Consider the following 18,046-nt stretch of genomic DNA (forward strand, 5'->3'; position numbering starts at 1 on the left):
CAGCAACATCCTGATCCGCGCCGCCGACCAGGCGGTGCCGGCGGGCGATTGCCTTGCCGGAGGCGCGCCGGGCTGCACCGGTTCGGTCAACTACCTCGTGCTCGATGCCGATCAGATCAGCCGCCTCGGGGCGTCATCGGTGTTGATCGGCGGCACCGCGCAGGTCGTCGATGGCGTCCAGAACATCACCGCCAGCGCGCTCAATCTCGAGGTCCTGACCGACGCGGCGCATCCGTTGACCGGGCCCGAACTGCTTCTTGTCTCGCTTGCCGGTGACGGAAATCTCGTTACCGGCAGGGGTCTGGTCGTCGGTGACGGCAGCGTTGTCAGGGCAATCGGCGCAGTGCCGGGCGGTACCGACCGTGACATCATGATCGGCGCGCTGCCGGTCAAGCAGTCCGACGGCAGCTATGTCTTCGCCAGCGGCGACGGCGCGCTGCTGCGTGTCTCGAACGGCAACACGGTGAAGGTCAGCCGGATTTATGTCCCGGGGCAATATGCGGGCAACGGTCCGCCGCCGAGCAGCCAGACACCGCTAGGCGCCTTCTCGATCGGCGCCGGTACGGTCATCGACGGCGGCAACGCACTGACGCTCGACACCAGCGGCAGCGGCACGCTCGCCTCCAACGCCATCCTGAACGCCAGGAACTATGACATCGCCGGATCGGTCATCAACATCGGCGGCGGCAGCACCGGCATTGTGCTGAATCCTGCGGTACTGGCGAATTTCAACGGTGCGGTCTCGGTCCGGCTGCGCAGCGCGACCGTGATCAATCTGTACGACGCCAGCGGACTGCAGATCGGCGATGCCGCGCATCCGATCGGCACGCTCACCTTCGACAGCGCCGGGCTCTACAGCCAGGGTGGCAGCACCACCGTCAATGCCACCAACATCGATCTCGCCAACACCAGTGGCGCGACCGGCACGGGCATCACCGGCGCCGGCGGCATCCTCACGCTCAATGCTTCACAGGTCATCACCGAGGATGTCGGCACCAAGCACCTTGGTGGCTTCAGCCAGATCTATTTCAACGCCGGCAGGGCGATTGCATTCAGCGGCAATGGCACGCTCGATACAGGATCGGTTGCGGCTGCGGCGCTGCTGTTCGATATCGGCGGAGTAACGATCGCGAACCCAGGCACCGGCTATACCAGCATCCCGGACGTGACCATCTCGGGCGGCGGCGGATCCGGCGCCCAAGCCACCGCGTTGCTTGGCGTGGTCAGCTTTGCCGTTGTCAGCGGCGGTTCGGGCTACAGCAATGGCGATCCGGTCACGGTGTCCGGAACCGACAATAATGGCAACCCGGTCACGGCAACCGGTACGGCCATCGTCAATGCCAACGGTGCGGTCACCGGCGTCAAGCTCACCTCGTCCGGCTCCGGCTTCCCCGGCTTTGTCGACTCCATCTCGGTCGATAGCGCCACCGGGGACGGCGGCGCTCAGTTGACCGCGTCGCTGGGCGTGGTCGGCGTGACCGTCACCAATCCGGGCTCCGGCTATACCAGTATGCCGACCTTCTCCTTCGCGAACGGCGGGGGTGGTGTGGCGACGACGGCGCAGGCCGTCGTCAACGTGACGGGAATCAATCTCACCAATCCGGGTGACGGTTACCTGAGCACCCCGACCATCAAGATCAGCGGATCCGGCACGACGGCGACAGCCATTGTGTCCGGCGGCGCCGTCACCGGAGTGACGCTGACCAATGCCGGCACCGGCTATTCGAACCTGCCGACGGTGACGTTCGCGGGCGGCGGCGCTGCCGCCGCGAATATGGTGCTGTCCGCGCCGGCAATCGTCGTCAATGGCGGCGCGACGCAATCGCTGAGCACGCTGGGCAACATCAGCCTCGTCACCGCAGCGGGCACCAAGCCCGCCAGTGTCGCCAGCAATATCGGCGGCGTTCTCGCTGTCGCGGGCGGGTCGATCACGGACAGCGCGACGATCCAGGCGCTGTCCGGCAAGGTCAGCCTGACCGCGACCGCTGGCGACGTTGTGCTCGGTGGCGGCGCCCTCATCGATGCGTCCGGCTCGCGCATCACGATCCTCGACGTGGTCCAGGACGCGCCGGGCGGCAATGTGCAACTCGCGTCGACGACCGGCAATGTGATCGTCGGGCAGGGTGCCACCGTCAGCGTGGCCGGGGCGGGCCGCGGCTTTGCAGGATCGCTGTCGATCCTGGCTGCGAACGCCGCGTCGCTCGACGGCGCGCTCGACGGCAGCGCCGCGTTCAAGGATCTCGGCGGCAGTTTCACCTTGCAGGCGGGAAGCCTCGGCGGGGCGGCCGGCCTGCCGCTCCCGGCATTCAGCGGCGGCTTCTCGGTGCGGCTCGGCACCGGCGACATCCGCATCGAGGCCGGCCAGACGCTCAATTCCGGCAAGGTGCTGCTGGTTGCCAACAATGGCAGCGTGGTCGTCAACGGTACCATCGACGCGAGCGGGCCGAGCGGCGGCCAGATCTCGCTTTACGGCGCCGGCGTTACCGCGGGCGGCGTCACGACCGGCGGCGTCAGCATCGGCGTCAGCGCAGTGCTCAAGGCGTCCTACGCCGCAGGCGATCCGTCCGATCCGGCCTACGCCGCCGCCGGCCTGGTGCAGACCGGCGGCACCATCACGCTGGGCACCACAGGCACGCCCGACGGCACCGTCAACGCCACCTACGGCTATCAGAACATGTCGACCTCGGGCGCGATCAGCGTCGCCCCGGGCGCCATGTTCGACGTCAGCGGCGGCCCGGGCGGGCCGAACATCAACAATGCCGGCGGGGCGGTCATCATCCGCGCGCCGATCCTCACCAACAACACCGTCAAGGTCGATTTCCGCGGCACCGTCCGCGGCGTGGTCGATGGTGGCGGCAACCCGATCGGCAAGGGTGTCGTGCTCAACCCCTACGCGGTGTGGAGCACCACCGACAGTTCGACCGGCGCGCAGCATTTCGACGGCATCATCGATCCGGCCGGATGGTTCGACGCCGCCGGCAATCCGTTGCCGGGCACCGATCAGAACGGCAACACGACCGATCAGAACGGCAATGCGATCGTGGCGCCGACGCCGCAGGCGCCGCTGGCGACCGGTACGATCTTCATCGTCACGGCGCCGAATGCCGATCACGTCGGCTTCTATCAGAACACGCTGGCGAGCTTCGTGCAGAACCTTGCCGTGGCGCCGGCAAGAGGCGGAGCGAGCTTCGCCAATATGCATGTGCGGCCTGAGATCGATCTGATCAATCCGAGCCTCGACATCAACAAGGGCAACATCACGGTCGCCAGCAACTGGAATCTGGGCGCTGGCAGTGTCGATGCATCCGGCCATGTCTCGCTGGTGTATCGCACCGCGACCGGCGGCGAGCCCGGGTCGCTGGTTCTGCAAGCGGGGAACAACGTCAACATCAACGCGACGGTCAGCGACGGCTTCTTTGTCAACTACACGCCCCGCGGCGGGGACGCGTCTGCGCTCTATGCGAGCGAACTCAATTCGAGCCTCTATCAAGCCTATCTCGGCATGTTCCCGGACGGCAACAATCTGGTCTACAATTCAAGCGGGATCGTCGATTATCTGGTGAAGACCAACGGCTCGTGGCCGGGCCCCTCATCGCCCACGGCCTCACCGAGCGCCGCATTCTTCGGGCTGTCGGATGCCGCCTATAACGCGCTCGCGCTGCAGTTCAAGCTGGCACAGCCGGTCGTCATTTCCACCACCGACCTGGCCGTGATCGATCAATACAATCAATATTATTCCCAGTACCTGAGGATGTTCCGCGCCTACGAGACCGAGCTGATCGGCGTCAACGTCAATGGGATCAACCCATCGACCGGCGTTTCGGCGCGCGGGGGGATCGTGCTGTCCTATGCCGATTTCGTGGCTTACACCAACACTATACCCGGGGTCCTCAATCGAGTGAATCCATCAGTCAACGTGATCCCGGCCGCGCCCACCACGAGGACACAGTACTACAATCTCACCAACGGCATTGGCAGGTTGCTGTACAATTCAGGGACCGGCAACGTGGTCACCGGGGCAGCAGACTACGCAACAAAGTGGACGGCCTACTTCCTGAGCGTCATCAATACTAACCTGGTCAATAGTAATAAGGGCAAACTGAGCAATTTTATCAGCCCAGCGAACCTCCCGGGAGCCCAGGACCATGCTGCCGGAATCGACTTCGCAGAAGGGGTGCTTGCCGCTATCGCGGTAACGCCGCCGGCACCGCCGCCAGCCTACGCGACCCTGCAGGGCACCTACATGCCTTCGGGAGATTCGACGCCTCCCGCCGACCGGATCGCGAACAATCCGGCGGTCTACAACGCGCCTGGAGGAAGCCCCGTCGTTGTCTACAACACGACTTCGGCGTCGCAACTGATGTCGGCGGCCGTGAGCGGCAAGGGGAGCTTCTCCTACGATATCGTTGCCGGCGCGGCCTTCACTGCCGATACGTCTACGGCAGATCCCAACGGCGTGATCGTTGTGTCACAGTCATCAACGATCACGGGTAGTGTCACCATCGACGGCCATACGTCCTATCTGAATTCATTCCCATCCGCTTCGGGTGGAAACAAAATCTATATCCCGACCCTCGTGCGTACTGGTACTGGCTCCATCACCATCGCGGCGGCGGGCAATGTCGAACTCCGCGACCAGCTGGTGCCGGGTGCGATCTACACCGCCGGTGCTGCAACGGCTACCCCAGCTGATTTCAACGCGCCGACCGTACCTAACGCTTACTTCTTAAATCCGAATGGTCTCGTCAGCACGCCGGCTTGGGCCACCAATGGCGGCTCGGTGACCGTCACCGCCGGCGGGTCGATCATCGGCATCGAGATGCCGACCGATTCCGACGGCAGTCAGACCGGCGTGACCGGCGCTTCGACCGGCCAGATGTGGAGCGACTGGTACATCCACTATGGCCTCTCGAACGGCACGTCGACGCCGTTCGCGGCTTGCGCCGCCGCTGGTTCGGTCGCCTGCCAGACCGCGGCCTGGGTCAACTACGCCACCTTCTTCCAGGGCTTCGGTGCGCTCGGCGGCGGCAACGTCACGCTGTCGGCGGGCGCCGATATCATCGATATCGGCGCGTCGTTGCCGGAGACGCTCTTGGTTGGTGGCGGTTTCACGTCGGCCAATCCGCCCAAGGTCACCTATTACGGCGGCGGCAATCTCAGCGTGACCGCCGGCGGCAACCTCCTGAGCAGCGATTTCCTGGTCGGCCGCGGCGCCGGCGTGATCCGGGTGGGTGGCTCGGTCCAGGCCACCGCCAGCAATCCGTTGAACGGGGGCCTGCCGACGCTTGGGATCACGAACGACGGAAGCTCGATCAATGGCACCTATGCGCTGCCTCTGTTGCTGGCGGTGCAAGACGGCTTCATCACGCTGGCCGCGCGCGGTTCGGTGACGCTCGGCAACGTCTACGATCCCGCCACCTTGCCGCTCAACGCCGGGGCGCAGACGAATCCTCAGCGATATTTGCCTGGTGCGCTGCCCAGCGTAGATAACTTCGCTTGGAGCAACATGTTCACCAGCTATGGTCCAGAAAGCGGCATTTCGCTGTCCAGCCTGACCGGCGACGTGACAGGCCCGACTGTTTCGTCGACCGTCCAGCCGGTGCCGATCACCGGACTTTTTGTTCACAATGGCGGGCTAACCGCCGCCGCGCTCGGAGGAACCGCGAACGCCGCGATTGTCGGGCTACTCCTGCCCGCCACGTTCGACCTGACGGCGCTCAGCGGAAATCTGACCCTGAGCAAGACGGACGTGAGCAGCGTGATGCCGAGCAACGGCGGCACCGTCAGCCTGCTCGCGGCTGGAACCATCAACCTCGAGGCCGGCCTTGCGATGCCGGATATCAACAGCAGCATTACCCAGTACGTCGGGTCCATTAATGGATTGGACGTCACCAACGTCATCAGCCCGCTCGGCATGCCGATGGCCACCCTCACCCAGGCACTGCATGCGAACGATCCTGTGCAGGCCGTCATCGCGGCCGGCAAGGATATCTACGCCGTCGATCCCGTGAGCAATTTTGGCGCCAGCCTGACGCTGATCAAGCCGGCGCGGATCGAAGCAGGCAACAACATCTACGCGGGGATCGCCCCGGGCGGCGGCGTCTCGACGACCAGCAACGGCACGCCGTTGGCCAACAATAGCTTCAATTTCGTCGGCCAGAACAACAACGCGACCGACATCACCAGCATCGTTGCCGGCAACGATCTGGTCGGCGGTTCCTATCTTCTCTATGGCCCCGGCACCTTCGTGCTGCAGGCCGGGAATGACTTGGGCTCCTTCTCGGCTTCCGACGCGCCGACACGCGGCATCGCGACGATCGGCAACGGCAGCGCGGTCGCCGGCGCATTCACCAGTTTGCCGTCGAACGCTCTCAAGCCCTATCTGCCGTCCAAGGGCGCCGAGCTCGATCTGCTGTTCGGCGTGAAGCCCGGCATCAACTATGCGGCGGCGATCGCCGATTATGTCGATCCGGCGCATGCCGGCGCCGGCGGCATCGACTTCCTCACCGATATCGCCGCCGTCCTCGGCCAGCCGCGCGATCAGGCCTGGGCCACCTTCCAGGGCCTGCCGCAGGCGCGGCAGCAGCTTCTCGTCAACCGCGCCTTCCTCGACTTCCTGATCCAGGTGGGCAAGGACTTCAAGAATCCGTCGAGTCCCTATTTCGGTCAGTACGCCCGCGCCTATACCGCGATCTCCACGCTGTTCCCGGCCGGCTACGGCTACACCGACGACAGCCTGAGCGTCGGCGGCAAGGCCGCGCCGAAGATCGCGACCGGCAGGTTCAACGTCGCGGCCTCCGTGCTCGAGACCCAGATGGGCGGCGACGTCAACATCGTCGGGCCGGGCGGCGGCATCACCGTCGGCCACTCCTCGCTCGACACGCTGACACCGAACCAGGAGGGCATCCTGACGCTTGGCGGCGGCACCATCCGGGCCTTCGCCGACGCTTCGATCCTGGTCAACCAGAGCCGCATCATGACCCAGCAGGGCGGCGACATCGGCGTGTTCACCGCCAATGGCGACATCAGCGCCGGCGCGGGACCGAAGACTTATGTCTCGAGCCCTGCGCTCAGCGAGATCTGCACCGCTGACGGTTACTGCTACATCAACCCGCAGGGGCTGGTGACGGGCGCCGGCATCGCTGCGCTGGTCACGCTGCCGGGCCAGGATCCGACCAAGAGCAACGTCGCCCTGATCGCGCCGCGCGGCACCATCGACCTCGGCGCGGCGGGCGTTCGCGGCACCGACGTGACACTGGTGGCGCCGGTCGTGCTCAACGCGTTCAACCTGCAGGCCACCGGCACGGTGACGGGCCTCGCCTCCACGCCAACGCCGAGCACCACGCTGTCCGCGGTCAACAACAACGCAACCGCTGCGACCCAGCAGGCCGGCCAGCCCGCGCCGAACAAGCCCAACGACCAGCCTTCGATCGTAATCGTCGAGGTGTTGGGCTATGGCGGCAGCGGCGGCGACGACACGGCGCCGGCGGGCAGCAGCGGTGGCGGCAGCCAGAAGCCGAACGGCAGCGACGACGAGCGCCGTCGCCGCGGCGGTGGGCAGTAGCGGTCCTTGCCGCGGTCATGTTGGCAATCATCTCCGTAGCCCGGGTGAGCGAAGCGACACCCGGGTTCGCATGCGAATCGGATCCAGCTGCGCTCATCCGGGCTACGCAATGCCCTTCGGCTCACCGTTCAGAGGAACAGAGACGCGCTTCGTGCTCCCTGTAAGGTCCCATGACGTCATCCGCATCAATCGCGTCCGCGCCATTAGCGTCATCTGCCGATACTGATGCTCTGGGCGCTCTGCTTGCGCCTGAACGTCTCACCGCGGTGGTCGATATCGGCGCCAACCCGATCGACGTCCCGCCCTATGTGCCGCTGCTGCAGAAGCGGCTGTGCCGGCTGTTCGGCTTCGAGCCGCAGCCCAGCGCGTTGGCCGAACTGAATGCCCGCAAGAGCGAGCTCGAAACCTATCTGCCCTACGTCATTGGCAACGGCGAGCAGGCCCGCCTCCGCGTCTGTGCCGCGCCCGGGATGACCAGCCTGCTGGAGCCCGATCCCGTGATGCTGAAGCACTTTCAGGGATTCAACGAATGGGGCCGCATCCTCGCCGACAGCAAGATCGCGACCCACAGGCTCGATGAGGTCGGCGAGATCGATGCGTTGGACTATCTCAAGATCGACGTGCAGGGTTCGGAGCTCGCGATCTTCCAGAATGGGCGGCGGCGGCTCGCGGACGCGATCCTCATCCAGACCGAGGTCTCGTTTCTCCCGCTGTACAAGCAGCAGCCGGTGTTCGGCGAGATCGACCTCGAGCTGCGCAGCCAGGGCTTCATTCCCCATGCCCTGATGGCGATCGACAAGCGCATGATCTGGCCGATGCGCGGCGTCAATCCCTATGAGGCCTTCAATCAGCTGGTCGAGGCCGACGCCGTCTATGTCCGCGATTTCACCAAGGCCGACGCGATGAGCTCCGAGCAGCTCAAGCATCTCGCGCTGGTCGCCCATCATTGCTACGGCTCCTACGACCTCGCGGCGATCTGCATCCAGCATTTGCTCAACCGCGATGCGATCGTCCCCCATGCGGGAAGCCGCTATTTCGAGCTCGCCGCGGCGCACCGCGCCGCCGCCAAGGCCAGCTGAGAGACCGCCTGAGACGGCAGAAACAGCCGGGCCCCGATCAAGAACCCGGCTGCTGAGTCTTGCGTGAAATCGTGATCCGGGTCGTTCCGGATCACGATCTCATATTGGTGTTACTTCGCGCCGCCGGTGACGCCCGTGCAGCCGTCGGTCTGCGTACCCGACGTGCTGTAGGCCGCGATTGCGGTCGAGGAACCGCCGGCCGCGCTCGAGGTCAGGTAGGCATTCAGGACGTTGGTCGCCCACACGCCGTCGAGCTCGTGGAAGCCGTTGTTGCGGATGACCTTGGCGACGTTCGGATCGTAGCCTGGGTTGTCGGAGTTCGAGGTCGCCGGATTGTAGTTCGGCAGCCCGGTGACCGATCCGCCGTAGAACCAGGCGAGCCAGTTCTTCACGGCGGGCACCCGCGTCCCGGCGGTGTCGCCGTAGCAGCTGTACACGTTGAGGAAGCTCGCGCCGGTGATCGGATAGTCGGTCTGCGACTGCAGCGGGATGCCGATCACGGACAGGCCGTCATAGGTCACGCCGCCAATGACGGTGCCGGCGGGATAGACCTGGGCATACAGGTTCCAGGCATCATAGCTGCTGGTGATGTCCGGGGCCGTCAGGTTGGCGAACGCCAGCTCGGCATTGTTCGGCGTCGGCGGAACGAAGTTCTGTGCCCTGCCGTTCCTGCCGACCTGGCCCGGATGATAGACGCCGAGCAGGCGCTGCCGTTCGTTCTGGACGCTGGCCGACAGCGGAGCCGCCGCGGAGATCGTGGTACCGGCGATTTCCTCGGTCACGGTCTGCGCATAGGGCTGCGTGAAGTCGGCGCTGAGATAACCGATGCGGCCGGCGAAGCGCGGGTCCGTGCCGATCTTCAGCGCTTCGTGGTTGCTGCCCGACGCGCTGATCCAGTGCGGATCCGGACGTTCCTCGTCGTCATCCACGTCATAGGGGTCGCTCTGGTCGGAGCTCTTCACCGCCCTGATGTTGTCGAGCAGGCGGGAGAATTTGCCCGCCGGCAGGTTGGCGGAGGTGCTGCCGCCGACGCCGACGCCGGTGAAGATTTTCTTGTAGTTGTAGGTGCCGGTCGGGTCGAGCAGCGGGCAGAGGTTGGCGAGGTAGTTGGTGAGGATGAAGCTCGCGCCGGCATCATCCGCACGGTAGACCACCTTGATCGGCAGCCGGCCGCTGGTATAGGCGACCGGGGTCAGCGAGCCGTTGGTGTTGGCGTCGTAGAAATGCTGGAATTGCTGCACGCCGTTGGCGTCGAGCGCGGGGATCAGCGTTGAGGCGTCGTGCCAGTCCGTCACGGTCGCCGAGAAGATCGCGCAGAGCTGGGCGGCCGAGAGCTGGATCGCTCCGCCGGCCTGGCTGTTCGGCGACAGCGCCGACTGGTTGGTCCAGGTCACGCCCGAGGCGGAATTGGAGGTGTTGACCGCAATCGCAACCGGGACCTCCATGGCCGGGACCTGGATCGGAGCGCCGACGGCCGCGGTGTTGAAGCTGGCGTTCGATTTGCTCAGGGCGCCGATCAGCAGCGTGTTCTGCCAATTGGTCGACGGGACGAAATTGCTGAACGAGATGGTGGTCAGGCTTGCAATCGAGCTGGCGAGCGGCGCGTCGCTGGCGGCGAAGTCGAGCCGCGGATAGGGATAGCTCTTGAAGGCCGCATTGGCGGCATCGCGGAACGGCGGCTTGGCCGAGGGCTTGCGCACCACGGTCGGCGCGGAGTCCGGGCTGCCGCGGAACAGTTGCCGCGCATCGTCGGCGATGTAGGCGCGCTGGCCGTTGCCGGAGCCGACGGCCGCGAACAGGCCCTCGACCGAGGTCGAGAACATGGTGCAGCTGGTCGGCAGCAGGTTCGGGCTCGGCGTTGCGGTCGAGAAGCTCGGCGAGAACGCCTGGCCGTCATTGGCCAGCGTCGCGCCCGCATAGCAGTCGAAGATCTGCCGCAGCGCCAGCGACGACAGCGTACTGCCGCCGCCGTAGATGCCGGTTTGGGCCGCAGCCGGTTGCTGGGCTCCGATCATGGCGGCGGCCGACAACACGACCAGCGAGGTCGTGCCCAGCACGCGTTCGGCGAACGATTTCGTCTTCATGATAACCTTCCCTGTTTTTGTTGCGTGAACACAGCAGCGCCGCGCGACCGCCTGACGACCTCGTGATGTCCAGAACGTCTTGTTCGATGGCTGTGAATGGGACGGCGATGAAGAAGACCTTGCAGGAACGTCTCAAGACAATCGAAGCTGTTCGCCGTGCAGAGCGAACAGCCCTGCGCGTCGTCGTCGGCATCGGCGCCGATGTGGCTCACACCCCTTAGACAATTTGAGCTGGCGCGATGCGCAGCTGGCGTGTGGTGATTTTTCGGGCCGCTGAATTCTCGGACGCCCGGGTGGAGCGATCCGATGTGAAGGCTGGATTGCAATCAGAATGGTGAGACATCCCCCGATGTCGCAATTGATCCCGAACCCGCCGCTATCCAACGCGAGTGCGAGACTGTAATGAGGTCGCTGGCCGCGTGCGTCGGGGGGGCTGGCGGGCCGCGATCGACTTGACGTGCCTGTCACCAGGCGATCGGACTTTACGACATAACGATGGATTTGACGTGGCGAATACCAAGAAGGCCCGCGCAGCTGCTGGCGCGAAGAAGAAAAGCAAGGGATTGACGCGTTCCGGGATCTCATCCTCCTCGCCACTCGGCATGCTGGCGCTGCATCTTCTCGAGCAATGGAAGAAGTCCGGGCGCGACGGCATCGTCTTCCTTGCGGAGAGCGAGAACAGGGCGGAGCGCCTCGGCAGCGTGCTGCATTCGCTCGATCCTTCGCTCGAGGTGCTGGTGTTCCCGAGGCTGAATACCTTGCCGTTTGACGGGCTGGAGCCGTCGCACGAGATCGCCGGCAGGCGGAGCTCGGTGTTGCGGCGTCTTGCGAAGAGCAGGAAGCCGGTCTTCCTGGTGTCGACGGCAGAGGCGATCATGGAACGGTTGCCGTTGCCCGCGAGCTGGGGCCGCCTCAGCATCAGCCTGAAGGTCGGTGCGCGCTATTCCGAGCAGGATCTCAAGGATCGTCTGGAACCTCTGGGATACGATCTCGACGAAGAGGCGGACTATCCCGGAAGCGTCCTGTTCCACGGAATGACGTTCGAAGTGTTTCCTGCCGGCGCCCTCGGGCCGTACAGGATCGAGCATTCCGGTGGCGTGATCCGCAGGATCGTCGGGGTCGATCCCAACGAACACGACGTCGTGTTCGACACCCAGGAGCTGCTCATCGATCCGATGTCGGAACGGATTGCGTTGGGAGGCAAGCGGGCACAGCGGGCGGCGCTGCCGGATTATTGTGAGCGCGCCCACTGGATCGCGGACGCCGGAGTTGCGGGTCATGCCGATAGCTGGCTGAGCACGATCAAGGAGGCGCCGGCCGCAGAGAGACGGAGCGCGACTACTTCGGCCCCGTCGACTGGAAGCGTCTGACCAAGCGCATGAGTGCGCTGCCGCGCAAGGCGGCGTTCACCCCGACGCCCGATTTCTCGAAGGTCGCCTCGTCGCGAAAAGCGCTCCGCGCATTTGTCGCCGACGCGCAGCGCGCCGGATCGCGGCTGGTGTTTGTTGCGGCGGTGGAGGACGACCTGCGCGCGATCGAGCGCATGAGCGGGATCAAGGCGGAGCGCGTCGGAGATTGGAGCGAGGCGGCGAAGGGGCGCGGTGGCGAAGCAGCGCTGCTGGCTGACTTCGACACCGGCTTCATCGGTTCGGGCCGCAAGCCGCTTGTCGTCGTCACGGCGACCGACGTGCTCGGCAGCCGGGCTCATCATCCGCAGCCCATGGCCAGAGCCTGGAGTGCGGCATTCGATCATCCCGACGTGCCGGAGCGCGGCGCGGTCGTCGTTCATCTGCAGCGCGGGCTGGCCGTGCTCGATGGCTTGCAAACCCTCGAGATGGGGAAGGGGTCATCGCGCGAGATGATCAGGCTGGGATTTGCCGGGGATGATGCCGTGCTCGCTCCGCCCGCCGACCTTGCGCTGATCTGGCCGTATGCGGCGGAGCGCGGCAGGCTGACCTTGGACAAGGCGGACGGAAGCACGTGGTGGGCGCGACGGACCAAGGCGGAGCAGGAAATTCAGGTTGCCGCCAAGGCGCTTGCCAAACACATCGCGCAGCGACGCCGCCGGCGCGCTCCCAAGCTGGTCGCTCCCGGTCCCGCATACGAGCGGTTCGTCGCGCGCTTTCCATATTTTACGACCGTCGACCAAGCGAAGGCGATTCGAGACGTGCTGGATGATCTTGCGTCGGGGCATCCGATGGACCGCGTGGTCTGCGGCGACGTCGGGTTTGGCAAGACCGAGGTTGCCTTGCGCGCGGCGGCGGCCGTTGCGCTGTCAGGCAAGCAGGTTGCAGTCGTCGTGCCGACGACCGTCCTGGCAAGGCAGCACGTCGCGACGTTCCGCAAACGGTTTGCCCCGCTCGGCATCGAAGTCGGAAGCTTGTCGCGCGCGACGTCGGCTGCGGAGATGAAGCAGACGAAGGAAGGCCTGCGAAGCGGAAAGATGAAGGTCGTGGTCGGCACGCAGGCGATCGCATCGAAGGACGTGAAATTCGCCAAGCTGAGCCTGGTCATTGTCGACGAAGAACAGCACTTCGGGGCGGCGGAGAAGGCGAAGCTTTCGGGCCTGGCGAAGAGCGTCCATACGCTTTGGATGAGTGCCACGCCGATCCCGCGCACGCTTGCGGCGGGTCTTGCCGGATTCAGAGACCTCAGCGTGATCGCATCCCCGCCGGTCCATCGGCTTCCGGTCGTGACCAAGATCGCGCCACTTTCGGACGCCGCCATTGCCGCTGCACTGCTGCGCGAGCAGCGACGTCACGGGCAAAGCTTCCTGATCTGTCCGCGCATCCAGGATCTGGATCCGCTGTTGGCACGCGTGCAGGCGGTGGCCCCGGAGCTGCGCATCGTCTGCCTGCATGGCAAGCTACCGGCCGACGAGATTGACGATCGAATGATGAGCTTCGTCGAAGGCGAGGCCGACGTGCTGCTGGCGACCAACATCGTCGAAAGCGGTCTCGACATTCCCCGGGCGAACACCATCGTGGTCTGTTGGCCGGAGAAGTTTGGTCTGGCACAGCTCCACCAGCTCAGAGGGCGGGTGGGACGCGGCGGCACGCGCGCCTTCGCGTACATGCTGACGGAATCGAACTCGGAGCAATCCGGCAAGCGTTTGGCCGTTCTCGAGGAGTTCAGCAGACCGGGCGCCGGTTTCGCGATCAGCGAGCGCGATCTGGACCTCAGAGGTGCCGGAGATCTGCTTTCCGAGCGGCAATCCGGCCACGTGCAGGTTTTCGGGCCGGTGCTCTATAGCCACCTTCTGAAACAGGCTTCGGAGAAGACCAACGACCGGGCCGCGGATCTTTGGGTGCCCGATCTCAACCTTCCACTCGCGGATCTGCTGCCCAGGAGCTATGTGCAATCGGAATCCATGCGCCTTGAGATCTATGGCCGCGTCGCGAGGTGCCGAAGCGAGGACGATCTGGAAGATCTGGAGGAAGAAACCTCTCGCCGCTTCGGCAAGCTGCCGTCCGCCGGCCGGGATTTCTTCACAGCGGCAAGGCTCAGGATCGACTGCAAGCGGCGAGGTATCGTGAGGCTCGACGTCGGGCCGGAGGCCGTCGCAGCGACGTTTCTGCCGGGGAGGCTGCCTAAATCCAGAGCACGATCGCTACAACGCGACGGCGATCGCGTCTTTTATTCAGGCAAGACAAACGAACCGCCGTTCGAGCGGATCGATGATCTGCTCGATATCTTGGACGAGTGAGTACGACGTTACTCTTGGCCAAGCCTTCGTCGTCGGCATCCCCGATGCGACCGATCGCGCCGCGCTTCACGGCGCCGCCTGACTCTCGTCAGATGCGAGTCTTGTGACTGCATCGGAGCGCATCGCCCCTTGTGAGTGCATCACGCGCGCAGTGGAGATATTTCACTGCGCAGCGTCTGCGGAGAACAAATCGACTGATCCCGCACGCTGACATCGCGGTGACATGTAGCGCCGGTAGTGCACATAAGAGGCGGTCGGTCCGCCGTCTTCCAGCCTGCTCCGAGCAATCGGAATGCCCCCTTCCAGGCGCGAGTCGACGGTATTTGAGGCGGGCTATGTCGTTCAGATATCGGTATTTTTGCGCCGAAATATTGTGCACGGAGCCGGAATCAGCGGTGCCGGAACGGGCACCGATTTTCGCTTTCTCGGCAGGACGGCGCGTTTTGCACACCGTTCCACCCGGTGTTGCCCAAACTTGTGCCCGCTAGCGGTATCTCAAATATTATTGTTGTATTTCAATGGCTTGTCGAAATGCCGCAGTTCAAATACCCGTGATATTTGTGCAACATTTGCCCGAAAACAGCCGCACCTTACCTCAACGCGAGCGGTCTTTTGTTGCGTGATCGGGGGCCTTCTGTCTCATATGGAACTGCGACGGAGGGGGGCATCCCAAGGTCGTCCCGTTTTAGGTGGTTCGCTTAAGTCCCTCGCGTTCATGCGGGTGTGTCCGAAGGCGCGAAGCGACTGAGCGGGGATTTAAGGGACAAAGGGAACCAACCTGAGGGTGTTTTACCCGGCGGATCCGGAACCTTCCCTGAGATAGAGCAACTTGGAGGTTTAACATGAAGATGGTTAAGAGCCTTATCCTCGGCTCGGCGGCGGCTCTCGTCGCGGTCGGCGGAGCTCAGGCGGCCGATCTTCCCGTCAAGGCCAAAGCGGTCGAGTACGTGAAGGTTTGCTCCCTGTATGGTCCCGGTTTCTACTACATCCCGGGCACCGACACCTGTATCAAGCTGGGCGGCTACGTTAAGTCGGAAATCGTTATCAACACCAACTCCGACCACACGGGCAACACCTCGGGCGCTGGCGCGGCGAACAACCGCTTCACCAACGGCTACACCTGGCGCTCTCGTGAAGACCTGAACATCGATACGCGCACCGCGACCGAGTACGGTGTCGTCCGTACCTTCTTCGATGCGACGTTCTCGTGGACGACGGACACCTACGCTGGTCAGGGTAACGGCGCGACCGTTTACTCGCCGATCGGTACGGTTGCGGCGCCGAACAACGCTGGTTCGGGCAACGTTGCCGCCGGTACGGTCGGCGTCTACTACGCCTTCATCCAGTTCGCCGGCTTCACCATGGGTAAGGCGGTCTCGCAGTTCTCGGCTCCGTGGGCCAACTATCCGGGCAACACCTTCGACGGTCTCGTCGGCGGCGGCGGCACCATCACTGGTGTGAACCAGTTCACCTACACCGCTCAGTTCGGCAACGGCGTGTCGCTGTCTCTGTCGGCGCAGGATCAGACCCAGTACTATCAGGCCGGCATCTTCAACCTCGGTGCCCCGATCAATATCGGACCTCCTGGCGCGCTCGGTATTGTCGGTGCCAGCGACTATGCTGGAACGATCGCGCCGGACCTCGTCGCGATGCTGCGCGTCGATCAGGCCTGGGGTCTGTTCCAGGCGTCGTTCGCGGCGCATGACAACCACGCGGCCTACTACGGCGCCACCGAGTTGACCGGTCATCCGGACGACAAGTGGGGCTGGGCGGGTCAGCTGGCCTTGTCGATCAAGAACATCCCGACCGGACCTGGCGATACCATCAACGTCAACGGCGTCTATACCAACGGTGCGACCCGCTACAACATCCAGGACCTCGCCGGTTCGGCTGGTGCGAACACCATCTACGGTGGCACCAATGTGCCCGGTGCGTACCAGAGCATCGGCTTCGGCTTTGCTCCGGATAGCGTGTTCGTGACCGGTGGCTCGCAGCAGTTGATCACGACCTATGGCGTCCGCGGCGCCTACGTGCACAACTGGAACCCGTACTGGAACACCAGCATCTACGGTGCGTGGGCCCAGGTTAACTACACGAGCACGGCCAAGAGCTACATCTGCGGTCCCGGCGGAACGGGTGTGGGTGGTACGTTCGGCATCCTGCTTGGAGCTGGATCCAACCTGACGTCCTGCAACCCGGACTACAGCATCGCGCAGATCGGCACGCAGACCCAGTGGACCCCCGTCAAGAACCTGACCTTCACGGGTGACTTGACCTACACCCATCTGGATCAGAAATTTGCCGGTACGGTCGCCTTCCCTGGCAGCGCCGCTCTCGGCAAGCCGGCTACGATTTACGAGCTGAAGAATCAGAACACCCTGACCATGATGCTCAAAGTCCAGCGCAACTGGTGATCCCGGTTGACCTGACTGAGATCTAACAGAACCCCCGGCGCCAAAACGCCGGGGGTTTTGCTTTGCGGGACTTGCTCTTGCCGATCAGGCGGCGAGCATGTCGCGCACCATCGGCACCACCTTGCGGCCATAAAGCTCGATGCTCTTCATCAGCTTCTCATGCGGCAGCGGGCCAGCCGAGTATTTCAGCTGGAAGCGCGCCGCGCCGAGCGCGTTCACCGTCGCCGCGATCTTGCGGGCAACGGTTTCCGGCGCGCCGACATAGAGCGAGCCGTGTTCGGCTTCGCGCACGAATTCGTCGCGGCCCATCGGCGGCCAGCCGCGCTCCTTGCCGATCCGGTCACGCATGACCTTGTAGTCGGGCCACAGTTCTTCCCGAGCTTGCGCGTCGGTCTCGGCAACGTAGCCTGGCGAATGTACGCCAATCGGCTTCGGCGTCCGGCCGAACTGCTGGTAGGCGCGCTGGTGCAGGTCGACATAGGGCGCAAAGCGCTTGGGATCGCCGCCGATGATGGCGAGCATCAGCGGCAGGTCATGATGCGCCGCGCGCACCACCGATTCGGGGCTGCCGCCGACGCCGATCCAGGTCTTCAGCCGGCCGTGCTCGACCGGCGGATAGACCGACTGGCCACTGAGCGGCGGCCGCAGCTTGCCCTGCCAGGTCACCGGCTCCTGCTTCAAGAGCTCGGTGAAGAGATCCAGCTTCTCCTCGAACAGCTCGTTGTATTGCCTGAGGTCAAAGCCGAACAGCGGGAACGACTCGGTGAACGAGCCGCGGCCGAGGATCACCTCGGCGCGGCCGTTCGAGACCGCGTCGACGGTCGCGAAGCGCTGGAAGACGCGGATCGGATCGTCCGAGCTCAGCACGGTCACCGCCGAGCCGAGGCGGATGGTGTTGGTGCGCGCAGCGATGGCCGCCAGCACGGTCTCGGGGGAGGAGATCGCAAAGTCGGCCCGATGGTGCTCGCCGAGCCCGATGAAATCGATCCCGAGCTGATCGGCCAGCACCGCCTCGTCGACGACGTTGCGGATCACCTGGGCGTGGGGCAGCGGCGCGCCGGCGGCGTCCTTGGTGACGTCGCCGAATGTGTCGAGCCCGAATTCGAGAGAGGTCGTCATCACATAGTCCAGTTGTCGGCGTGGCGGAGCATCCGCCACGGGCCACCCATCGCACGCAGGCCGAAAGGTCGTATTGCTGC

The 18,046-nt window shown here is 64.5% G+C and carries 5 protein-coding genes and 1 pseudogene; 4 read left to right on the plus strand and 2 right to left on the minus strand.

Annotated features, from left to right (window positions below):
- Window positions 1–34: 34 nt before the first annotated feature.
- The gene (locus H8B02_RS17350) at window positions 35–7,564 is read left to right on the plus strand and encodes a filamentous hemagglutinin family protein (protein ID WP_229167347.1); all 7,530 of its coding nucleotides are present in this window, start codon (window positions 35–37) and stop codon (window positions 7,562–7,564) included.
- 170 nt (window positions 7,565–7,734) lie between these two features.
- Window positions 7,735–8,643, plus strand: a complete 909-nt coding sequence (locus H8B02_RS17355) for an FkbM family methyltransferase (protein WP_229167348.1) — start codon at window positions 7,735–7,737, stop codon at window positions 8,641–8,643.
- A gap of 110 nt (window positions 8,644–8,753) precedes the next feature.
- Here the strand turns inward: H8B02_RS17355 and H8B02_RS17360 are convergent, their stop codons facing one another.
- Window positions 8,754–10,727, minus strand: a complete 1,974-nt coding sequence (locus tag H8B02_RS17360) for a substrate-binding domain-containing protein (protein WP_229167349.1) — start codon at window positions 10,725–10,727, stop codon at window positions 8,754–8,756.
- Window positions 10,728–11,329: 602 nt separating this feature from the next.
- On the opposite strand from H8B02_RS17360, the pseudogene H8B02_RS17365 reads away from it, so the two are divergent.
- Window positions 11,330–14,433 (plus strand): annotated as a pseudogene (locus H8B02_RS17365) (DEAD/DEAH box helicase).
- An 842-nt stretch (window positions 14,434–15,275) separates the two neighbouring features.
- Window positions 15,276–16,847, plus strand: coding sequence for a porin (locus H8B02_RS17370; protein ID WP_229167350.1), 1,572 nt, complete (start codon window positions 15,276–15,278; stop codon window positions 16,845–16,847).
- A gap of 84 nt (window positions 16,848–16,931) precedes the next feature.
- Here H8B02_RS17370 and H8B02_RS17375 read toward each other — a convergent pair whose 3' ends face one another.
- A complete protein-coding gene (locus H8B02_RS17375) occupies window positions 16,932–17,966 on the minus strand; it encodes an LLM class flavin-dependent oxidoreductase (protein WP_229167351.1) in 1,035 nt (344 codons plus the stop codon).
- Between the last annotated feature and the right edge of the window lie 80 nt (window positions 17,967–18,046).

Origin of the sequence: Bradyrhizobium altum, assembly GCF_020889705.1 — a bacterium.
Lineage (GTDB): Bacteria > Pseudomonadota > Alphaproteobacteria > Rhizobiales > Xanthobacteraceae > Bradyrhizobium > Bradyrhizobium altum.

What these genes read in the sequence shown, in the direction of transcription:
- H8B02_RS17355 (WP_229167348.1), top strand. Translation starts at nt 7,735, where the DNA reads ATGACGTCATCCGCATCAATCGCGTCCGCGCCATTAGCGTCATCTGCC.
- H8B02_RS17360 (WP_229167349.1), bottom strand. Translation starts at nt 10,727, where the DNA reads ATGAAGACGAAATCGTTCGCCGAACGCGTGCTGGGCACGACCTCGCTG.
- H8B02_RS17370 (WP_229167350.1), top strand. Translation starts at nt 15,276, where the DNA reads ATGAAGATGGTTAAGAGCCTTATCCTCGGCTCGGCGGCGGCTCTCGTC.
- H8B02_RS17375 (WP_229167351.1), bottom strand. Translation starts at nt 17,966, where the DNA reads ATGACGACCTCTCTCGAATTCGGGCTCGACACATTCGGCGACGTCACC.